This is a genomic window from Deltaproteobacteria bacterium (genome assembly GCA_020848745.1).
Lineage (GTDB): Bacteria > Desulfobacterota > Binatia > UTPRO1 > UTPRO1 > UTPRO1.
This window is the reverse complement of record JADLHM010000031.1, coordinates 1-9148: the sequence shown is the minus strand read 5'-3', so window position 1 is coordinate 9148 and position 9148 is coordinate 1. Positions and strand designations below refer to the sequence as shown.

Here is a 9148-nt window from a genome sequence, read left to right as displayed (position 1 = left end):
TACATCGCCAGCATCAGCGCCTTGTTCCCGCCGCCGCAGATCACGGCATCGTACGTCATGTTCGACATGGGTTCTCCTCGATGAGCTTCACTGACATGTCACGCGCAGCCGCCGTACCCGTCAGCGGCCTAGAGGTACTCGTGCTCGATGGCGGCGCGGACCATCTCGGGCTGCTGCCACCACTTCTCGATGCCGTAGTCCTCCGCGACCGCATTGGCGCAATTGTAGCCCGGCCCCCAGATGACCATGCCGCCCGGGGCAACACTGGCGCCGCCGACGTACAGGTTCTTGATCGACGTGCGGTACTGGGAACAGTCCTGGTTCGGTCGGAGGTAGCCCATCTGCAACGGATGGTACGCACCGTGCTTGTAGCCGCCGCGCACCATGGTGGCGTACTTGTTCTCGATGTCGACGGGGGTCGTCATGTACGTCTTCAGAATCCGACTCGCATCGATGTTGGTGGTATAGCGAGACACCAGCTCGATCATCCGTTCGGTGCGAGCGGCGCGGAAGTCGCGCTGGTACCACCGATCCTTGCCGCCGTCGCGCAGTTCGTAGGGAGCCATTTGCGAAATGTACGCCGTCGCCTTGGCCGGCGGAGCTTGGTAGCTGTCGTGCACGCTGGGGAAGGTGCACGTCAGCCCGAAGCGCTCGGGCAGTTCACCGGCCACGAGGGCATCGTAGTACTCGGTCAGCTCCTGCATGCGCTCGAAGCCGAGGATATAGAACAACGCCTTGTCGACATCGGGATTGCCATCTGCCGCTCTGAAATGCGGCACCTCGTTCAAGGCCAGGTGGAGATTGTTCAAGCTCCACTTCTCCCACATGTAGCCCTCGACCATCTCCACGAACTCTCGTTCGAGATGTTCACGGCCGACATAGTCGAGAAAGGTCTGATGCGGATTCAGGGTGCTGATCACGGCCTTGGCGGCCACGTACTCCCTGCCGTCCTCCAGGCATACGCCCTTGGCCTCGCCGTGCTCGACGACGATGCGCCGGATACGCGCGCTTTGGCGGATCTGGCCCTGATGGGCGAAAATCGACTTGTACAGCGCGTTGGAGACGCGGTGCGATCCGCCGCGGGTGATCTGGTAGTTCACCATGCGGTTCAGGTAGATCGGCACCATGTAGCTCACGCCTGACTGGGCATAGTCCAGTCCCCAGTGCGTGCCCATGTACAGCATCGCGGTGCGCACCAGATCGTGCTCGTACATTTCGCAGACGATCTCTGCCGGACTCTTTTCCGCCAACTCGCTCAGCTCGCGACCCAGCTCGGTCCGCTCCGCCTTCGCCGCCATCATCGGAGCCGCCTCCATGGGCACGTACGTCTGCGGCCCGAGGATCTTCTTCATCATCTCGTCGTAGCGGGCATACATGGCGCGATACGCTCTCGCGTCCTTGTCCGAGAACTGGGAGATGGACTGACAGGTCTTGTCGACGTCGTGATAAAAGCAGAGACACCGCCCGTCACTGGTTGGCAGCGCCACCTGAAGCTCCGGTCGCACGTGATGCACGTCCCATCTGGCCTCGAACTCGAAGTCCGCGTACACCGGGGCCATGTCGACCATCATCATGTAGAGCGCATGCGTGTTGTGATAGAAATCCGGGAGCGTGACCTGCTCGGTCATCAAGCCGCCGCCTTCCTCCAACCGCTTCTCCAGCAGCAGGACCTTCTGGCCGGCGCGGCTCAGGTAGGCTCCGATGGCCAGGCCGTTGGGCCCGGCCCCAAGGATGATGAAGTCGAATGTTTCCGCCATGTCTGCTCCTCTCGAACACAGGGGACGTCCGGCTCGACGTCGCATTGATCGTCTGAGCGGCAAGCGGACGCCCCCGGCGCTGGTCGTCTACGCGACCTCCTTCATGGTGTCTACCCGATGGTGATCACGTGCGCGGACGAGAGCGACACGAAGAGCCGCTCGAATCATCGGCGCTCGGTGGTCGATGGACGTTGGGCGCACCGGGGTCGAAGCGTTCCCGCAGAAAGCGCTCTTGCGGCTTCTCCGAGGCGCTCTTGGGAATCTCGTCCACGATCTGCAGGTAGCTCGGCACGAAGTTCGCTTCGAGGCTCCGCCGGCAGGCGGCATAGATCGTCGCCGGATCCACGCGCGCACCCGGCGCGGCGACGATCGCGGCGACCACGTCCTTCTCTCCCGGCGCGCCGGAAGCTGCGCCCACGCCGTAGACGAAGACGTCGGTCACCTCGGGCAACTCGGCGATCGCTTTCTCGACGAAGCTCGGATCGATGAAGTCGCCGTTGTGGCGAATGCCGCCGCCGGCGCGATAGTCGAAGAACAACCAGCCGTGCGCGTCGCTGTGGCCCATGTCGCCGCTGCGATTCCAGCCGCCGCGAATCTTGCGGCGCGAGGCCTCGGGGTTGCCGTGATACTCGACGCTCGCCTCGCCACCGCCGACTGGCCGCACGCAGATCTCGCCGACGACGCCGGGCGCACACGCGTTGCCGGCTTCGTCGAGCACCTGCATCTCGATGCCCGGCATCGGCTTGCCGAAAGACCCGACCGGTCCCTCACCCACGGGTTTGTACGCCATGCCGCCGCCGTCCATGGCGCCGTAGAACTCGAGGACGTCGACGCCGAAGCGCGTTTCGAAGGGCCGCCAAATGGCCGGCGGCATGCCGCCGCTCACGACCAGGCGAACGGGATTGTCGCCGTCGTCCGGGCGCGGCGGCTCGCTGTAGATCGCCGTCGCCATGCCTCCGACCAGCGAGAACGTCGTGCAGCCGTGCCGTCGGCACACGTCCCACAGCCGCGACTTGGTGAAACGCGGGCTGAACACCGCGCGCAGGCCCATCACCAGCGCCGGCGCCAAGGTCACCGCCTGCGCATTGCCGTGCGTAAGCGAGAGGCCGGTGTAGGGCCGGTCGTCGGATCGGTAGCCGAACAACGTGCCGAGCATGCCGGCGGCGCAGAAGCGGTAATTCGCGCCGACGATGCCCTTGGGATCGCCCGTGGTGCCCGAGGTGTACATGATCTGCAGCGGCGCGTCGGCATCGCCGGCGCGGACGTCGACGGTGGCGGCAGTGCGCGCGAGCACCTCCCGTAGCGTCGTTTCACGCACCAGCGTCCAGCGAAGATCGGGCAAGCGGGCTCGCACCGCCTCGACCTCCGGCAAGCAAGGCTCCCCGCAGACGATGCCGGCGCAGCCGGAGTTGGCGAGCATGAAGGCGAGCTTGTCGCCGCGCGTCCGCGGATCGATCGGCACGAAGATCGCGCCGCTGATCGACGCGGCGATCATCGTCTCGACGAACTCGGGGTGGTTCTGCATCATCAAGGCGAAGCGATCGCCGGGCTTCACGCCGCGCTCGACCAGCGCCGCCGCGATGCGGTTCGCATGGGCGTGCAGGTCGGCGAACGTCCGAACCTCGTCGGCGGCCGCGCCGCCATCCCCGCCCGGGTGCTCGAAGGTGAGCACGTCGAGGTCCGGTGTGGCCTCGGCGCGCGCGGCGATCAGCTCCGCGAGGATGAACTCGTTGCGGGGTCGCATGAATCCGCGGCCGTCACGCCTCGAGAATCGTCACCAGCATGGCCGCCGCGTCGTTGCCCTTCTTGCCGCCGCCGTTTTGCGCCATGCCGATGCGCGCGCCTTCCACCTGGCGCTCGCCGGCGCGGCCCTGCAGCTGCTCGGTGAGCTCGACGATCTGCGCGACCCCGGTGGCGCCGACCGGGTGGCCTTTGCGGAGCAAGCCTCCCGACGTGTTGACGGGAATGCGCCCCCCGAGACGCGTCGCCCCCGACGCGACGAGCGCGCCGCCCTCGCCTTTCGCGCACAGCCCGAGCGCCTCGTAGTTCATGATCTCCGCCGGCGCGGAGGCGTCGTGGAGCTCGATGACGCTGACGTCTTCGGGCCCGATGCCCGCTTCCTCGTAGGCTTCACGCGCACAGAGCTCGACGGTATCGGGCTCGTCGTCGCGGCGGCTCCAACCCGAATGCATGACGCTGGTGACCACGCGCACCGGCTTGCCGATGCCGAGCTCGCGCGCTCTGCGCTCGCTTACCACCACCGCCGCCGCCGCGCCGTCACCGATCGGCGAACACATCGAGCGCGTCAGGGGCTCGACGATCGGTCGATCGGCGAGCACCTGCTCGACGGTCATCACCTCGCGAAACTGCGCCCGCGGGTTCATGCTGCCGTGCAGCGAGTTCTTCGCCGCGACCATGGCGAAGTGTTCCTTCGTGGTCCCGTACCGCGCCATGTGAGCGCGCGCCGCCATCGCGTAGACGTCCATGAACATCGAGCGGCTCTGCCCCGCCCCGCCGCCGTCGGCCGAGCTCTGCGCAGCGAGGTCCGCGAGCATCTCATGCAGCTCGTCGATGTCCATGGCGCCGGCAAACGCGGCAAAGCTCCTCATCTTGTCGGGATGCGTGAGCTTCTCGACGCCGAGGGCGAGCACGGCGTCGTAGATGCCGGTCGACACCATCACGCAGGCCTGGAGCACCGCGGTCGAGCCGCTCGCGCACGCATTCTCCACGTTGATGATCGGAATCCTGCCGACGCCCATCGGGTGCAGGATCACCTGGCCGCGCACGGATTCCTGGCCGGTGACGAGCCCGGCGGCGCAGTTGCCGACGTAGGCCGCCTGCAGATCGGCGAGCGCCAGACCGGCATCGGCGACGGCCTTCTCGATCGCTTCGCGCCCGAGCTCCTTCAGACCTTTGTCGGGGTGCTTGGTGAAGCGTGTCATGCCGACCCCGGCGACGATGGCGTTGAGCTTCATTCGAGCAGCCCCTGTCCTTTGAGATTCAGCGCCCGCTGCAAGTACTGAAGCTCGGCGGCGCGCCAGGGCAGTGGCGCCTCGCGCTGCAGCAGCCGATCCTTCTTGAGCTCGGCGACCACTTCTTCATCCCGGGGAAAGGGCTTGCCGTAGCCGTTCAACTGGAAGAGCGACTCGAAGGGCAGGCGCGGCCGCTGGCCGCCGGCCTCGGGACTTTCCGCCGGGTAGCCGACGGTTTGAATGATGAGCACGCGGCACGACTCGGGAAGGCCGAGCTTTCGCCGCACACGGTCGGGGTCGCCGGTGCCGAGGCAGCAGGTTCCCAGCCCCATCTCGACGGCCATCAGCGTCGCTTGCGCGATGCCTTGCCCGCAGTCGACCTCGCTCATGCCGGGCTGCTTGAGCACCTCGGTCGCGCTCTGCATGAGCGGCACCAGCTTGCCTTCGACTTCTTCGCGGCGCTTGGGGCCGTAGCCGATCGCGCCGGCATCCACGAGCTCGAGCAGACGCGCGCCGACCTGGTCACACGCGGCGGCTTCCAGGTACCAGACGATGATCACCGGCGCGAGCCCGATCTGATACCCCGCTACCGGCGAGGGCAGCGCGGCGAGCACTTCCTCGTCGGCCTCGTCGCGCTGAATGACGATCGCGCGCAGCGTGCTCACGTTGCCCCAGTGGGAGGCGATGCGCGCAGCCTCGAGCATGCGCTGGATCTTGCCGAGCTCCACCGGCTTGTGCGGCAACAAGAACCGGATCGAGCGTCGGCGGCCTATCGCTTCACGAACTTCCATTCGACTCCACCCTTCCTGGCGACTCACAGCTTGTTGGCGGCGACGAGTCCGAGGACCTCGTTGCAGCCGTCTTCGATCATGGACGCGCGCGCGTCGCGCAGCAGCTTCTCGACCGGATACTCGCGGCTGAGGCCGTTGCCGCCGAAGATCTGCACCGCCTCGCTCGCGACCTCGAACGCGGTATTGGTGCAGAAGACTTTCGCCGCCATCGAGTTCTGCACTTGCGGCATGTTCGTGCCGTTGTAGACGGCGACCCGGCGCGCGAGCGCCCGCGAGGCCTCGACGCGCATGAACATCTTGAACAACCGGCTCTTCACGGCCTGGTGCTCGAAGATCGGGCGGCCGCCTTGAACGCGCTCCTTGGCGTACGCCACCGCGTGATCGAGCGCCGCGCGGGCGAGTCCGACGAAGAGCTGCGCCATGCCGGCGTTGGCGTAGGCGAGCATCGACTCCAGCGCGAGCGCGTAGAGGTCCGGCCCCACCGCCATGTAGGACGCCGGGACGCGGACGTCGTTGAAGAACAGCTCCCCCTGATTCAGGCTGCGCTGGCCGAGCTTGTCGAGCGGCCGCCCGCGCTCGACGCCGGGGAGATCGAGCGGCACGCAGAAGGCGCCGCCGCCGGCGAAGCCTTGCTCGGGATCCACCGTGCAGAACAGCACGGCGAGATCGGCGATCGAGCCGTTCGACACCCACGCCGCCTTCTGGCCGCTGATCACGTACGAGTCGCCATCTTTGCGCGCGACGCAGTTCGGCCGCAGCGCCGGATCACGAAAGTGCGGCTCGCTCACCGCGACCGTGTCGCTGCCGTGATCGGGCTCGGTGAGCGCCCAGCAACCGATGGTCATTGCATCCGGATTGCAAAAGCGCGCGATCAGGTCGGCATCGCCGGTCTGCTGGCACCACGGCACGTGCAGCGAGCACAGCCCGGTGGTGATCGCGAGGCCGACATCGCCCCAGGCGAGCTCTTCATTGACGATGGCGATCAGGCGCGCCCGGGCCGTAGGGTTCATCTCGACGTCTTGGTAGAGGCGCGTGAAGCCGAGCCCGCGATACTGGTCGATCACCGACCACAGCACGGACTGGCGGGCGATCACGTCGGCCGGGTCGGCGAGGCGGTCGAGCTCGCGCCCGGCCGGCCGCAGCACCTGCTCGGCGAAGCGGTGCGCGGTTTCCCAAACGGCGCGGTCGTGGTCGGTGAGGTCGATCTCGATGTCGTGGGGGATCATGGGTCCTCGCTGGTTGCTTGGCTACCCGCGCGGCCGGGTCGCGTCGCACCGGAGCCCCCGAGCAGCGATCCGACGCCGGCGCCGCTTCCCGGCAGATCCGCGCAGGCGATCGGCCGGCTCAGCGGAGCTCGAAGTCGGCAATGCGGGGCGCCGTCATCTCCTCGCGCAGGCGGTCGAAGCTCCAGGGCCAGACCGCCGGCACGCCTTCGCCGTCGAGGTACCAGCTGCGGCAGCCGCTCGCCCAGATCGTCTTGCGCGTCGCTTCGCGCCGCTCGGCGTCGAAGCGCGCCGTCGCCGCCCGCGAGGCCGAGACCTCGCGGCACTCCCCCGCGCGCAGACGCTCGACGAGCTGGAGCACGTAGCCGAGCTGGAGCTCCGCCACCTCGATCAGCGAGAAGTTGCCGACCGGTCCGTTCGGACCGTTCAGCATGAAGAGATTGGGGAAGTCCGGGATCGAGACGGCCATGTAGGCGATCGGGCCCTTGCGCCAGGCGTCGTCGAGCGCGATGCCGCCACGCCCGACCACCTCCATCGGCCGCATGAAGCGGTCGACGCGGAAGCCGGTGGCGAGGATCAGGACGTCGAGCTCGTGCAGGCGTCCGTCGCGCGTCCGCACCCCCGCCGGCTCGATCCGCTCGATCCCCTCGGTGACGAGCTCGGCGTTCGGGCGCTGGATGGCCTGGTAGAAGTCCGCGGACATCACGAGTCGCTTGCACCCGGCCCGGTAATCCGGGCGGAGCTTCTCCCGCAGCGCCGGGTCCTTCACCTGGCTCTCGAGATTGGCGACGCAAGCCTCGTGGATCAGCTGGAGCTGCGGCGAGTTCGCGTCGACCACCGCGTTCGAGAACATGTCGGCGAACAGGAGCGAGATCTCGTCCCGGATCTGCTTCATCGTCTCCGGGTGCCGCTGGAATCCGGCCTTCTCCGCCTCGGTATACGCCGGGTTCTCCTGGGGCACGACCCACTGTGCGGTCCGCTGGAAGAGCGAGAGCGAGGCGACGTCGCCGATGACGGCGGGGACGATCTGCGTCGCGGTCGAGCCGGTCCCGATCACGCCGACGCGCCGGCCCGCGAGCGGAACGTCGTGGTTCCAGCGCGCGGTATGGAAGGCAACGCCGGCGAAGGAATCGAGGCCGGGGATGTCCGGGTACGCGGGGTGGTGGAGGACGCCGGTCGCCGCGATCACGACGTCGCCGACGTCGCTGGACCCGTCGGAGAGCTCGACGCGCCAGCGGCCGTTCTCGAAGACGCAGCGGCGCACCTCCAGGCCGTAGCGGATGATCCGGTCCACGCCGTAGCGGCGCGCGACGTCCTCGAAGTACGCCTGGATCTCGGCCCCCGACGAGAAGCGGTGGCTCCAGTCGGGGTTGAGCGCGAACGAGTAGCTGTAGAGGTGCGAGGGCACGTCGCAGCCGACGCCCGCGTAGGTGTTCTCGCGCCAGGTTCCGCCGAGGCGGTCGGCCTTCTCGTAGATCGCGAAGTCGTGGTAGCCGGCCTCGCGCAGCTTGATGACGCTCAGGATTCCCGACATCCCCGCTCCGATGACGAGGAAGCGGAGTCCCGGACGATCGGTGCCCTCGTTGGCGGACGGCGCGCTTCCGGCCATGGTTTCTCCTTCCCGAGTCGCGGCGCGTCCTTACGCCCATCGCCGCCGCGATGCAAGGCGCTCGCGAGCGCTTCCGACTGCCGCCGCGCCACGAGGCCGAGTGCCCGTGCACGCGCGCCTCACGACGGCAGAGGAAGGGCCGTGCAGATCTGATCCCATCTGCGCACGCGTTCCGCGTCCACACCGGCGTAGTCGACGAGGGCGCTCGGATCCTTGGCGAACGGCGCCACGTCAAATGCCCACGGCCCGCCATGCGCGCCGCCAGGCCTCCCCGATGCTCAGCCCTCGGCGAACGTCGCGATCACGGGTCCGTGGTCGCTCGTGCCGAACTCGCGCTGCACGACGCAGCTCGCGGCCCGCTCGGCGATCGGCGTCGACGCGAGCACGTAGTCGAGGCGCCAGCCGATGTTGCGGGCCTTCATGTTCCGCCACGGCGCCCACCAGGTGAAGAGCTCGTCGTTCTCGGGATCCATCGCCCGGCCGACGTCGACCACGCCGCGGCCGCACATGTTCTCGATGAGCGCCCGTTCCTCGGGCTTCTGGCCGATGATGCCGGTTTTCCGCTCCTTCGGATGCACGTCGCGCTCGGTACGCGCGACGTTCATGTCGCCGCACAGGACCAGGCGCCGACCGCTCGCGTGCACGCTCGTCACGTAGTGCTCGAGCGCGGTGAGGAAGCGGATCTTGGCGGCGTAGTCCTTGCCGCCGTTCGGCACGTAGACCGAGGCGAACACGACGTCGCCGACGGCGGCCTGCACGATGCGCGTCTCGTGGTCGAACTCGGGGTGGCTGAACG

General features: G+C 67.8%; 7 protein-coding genes. All 7 read right to left on the bottom strand.

Annotated elements, in window-relative coordinates:
* Positions 1-128 precede the first annotated feature (128 nt).
* A complete protein-coding gene (locus IT293_04545; GenBank protein MCC6763914.1) occupies positions 129-1757 on the bottom strand; it encodes an NAD(P)/FAD-dependent oxidoreductase in 1629 nt (542 codons plus the stop codon).
* A gap of 124 nt (positions 1758-1881) precedes the next feature.
* Entirely contained in the window at positions 1882-3501 is a 1620-nt protein-coding gene (locus IT293_04540) for an AMP-binding protein (protein ID MCC6763913.1), read from the bottom strand.
* Positions 3502-3514: 13 nt separating this feature from the next.
* On the bottom strand, positions 3515-4732 hold the full coding sequence (locus tag IT293_04535; GenBank protein MCC6763912.1) for a thiolase family protein: 1218 nt from the start codon (positions 4730-4732) through the stop codon (positions 3515-3517).
* Positions 4729-5520, bottom strand: a complete 792-nt coding sequence (locus tag IT293_04530; GenBank protein ID MCC6763911.1) for a nitroreductase family protein — start codon at positions 5518-5520, stop codon at positions 4729-4731. Before IT293_04530 ends, IT293_04535 begins: the two co-directional genes overlap by 4 nt.
* Before the next feature lie 23 nt (positions 5521-5543).
* Positions 5544-6746: an acyl-CoA/acyl-ACP dehydrogenase gene (locus IT293_04525; protein ID MCC6763910.1), complete on the bottom strand. Its 1203-nt coding sequence runs from the start codon at positions 6744-6746 to the stop codon at positions 5544-5546.
* 118 nt (positions 6747-6864) lie between these two features.
* Positions 6865-8352 (bottom strand): NAD(P)/FAD-dependent oxidoreductase, encoded by a 1488-nt coding sequence (locus IT293_04520; protein MCC6763909.1) that lies wholly within the window; start codon positions 8350-8352, stop codon positions 6865-6867.
* A gap of 278 nt (positions 8353-8630) precedes the next feature.
* Positions 8631-9148, bottom strand: a 518-nt coding sequence (locus IT293_04515; GenBank protein ID MCC6763908.1) for an endonuclease/exonuclease/phosphatase family protein, incomplete at its 5' end; no start/stop codon positions are given.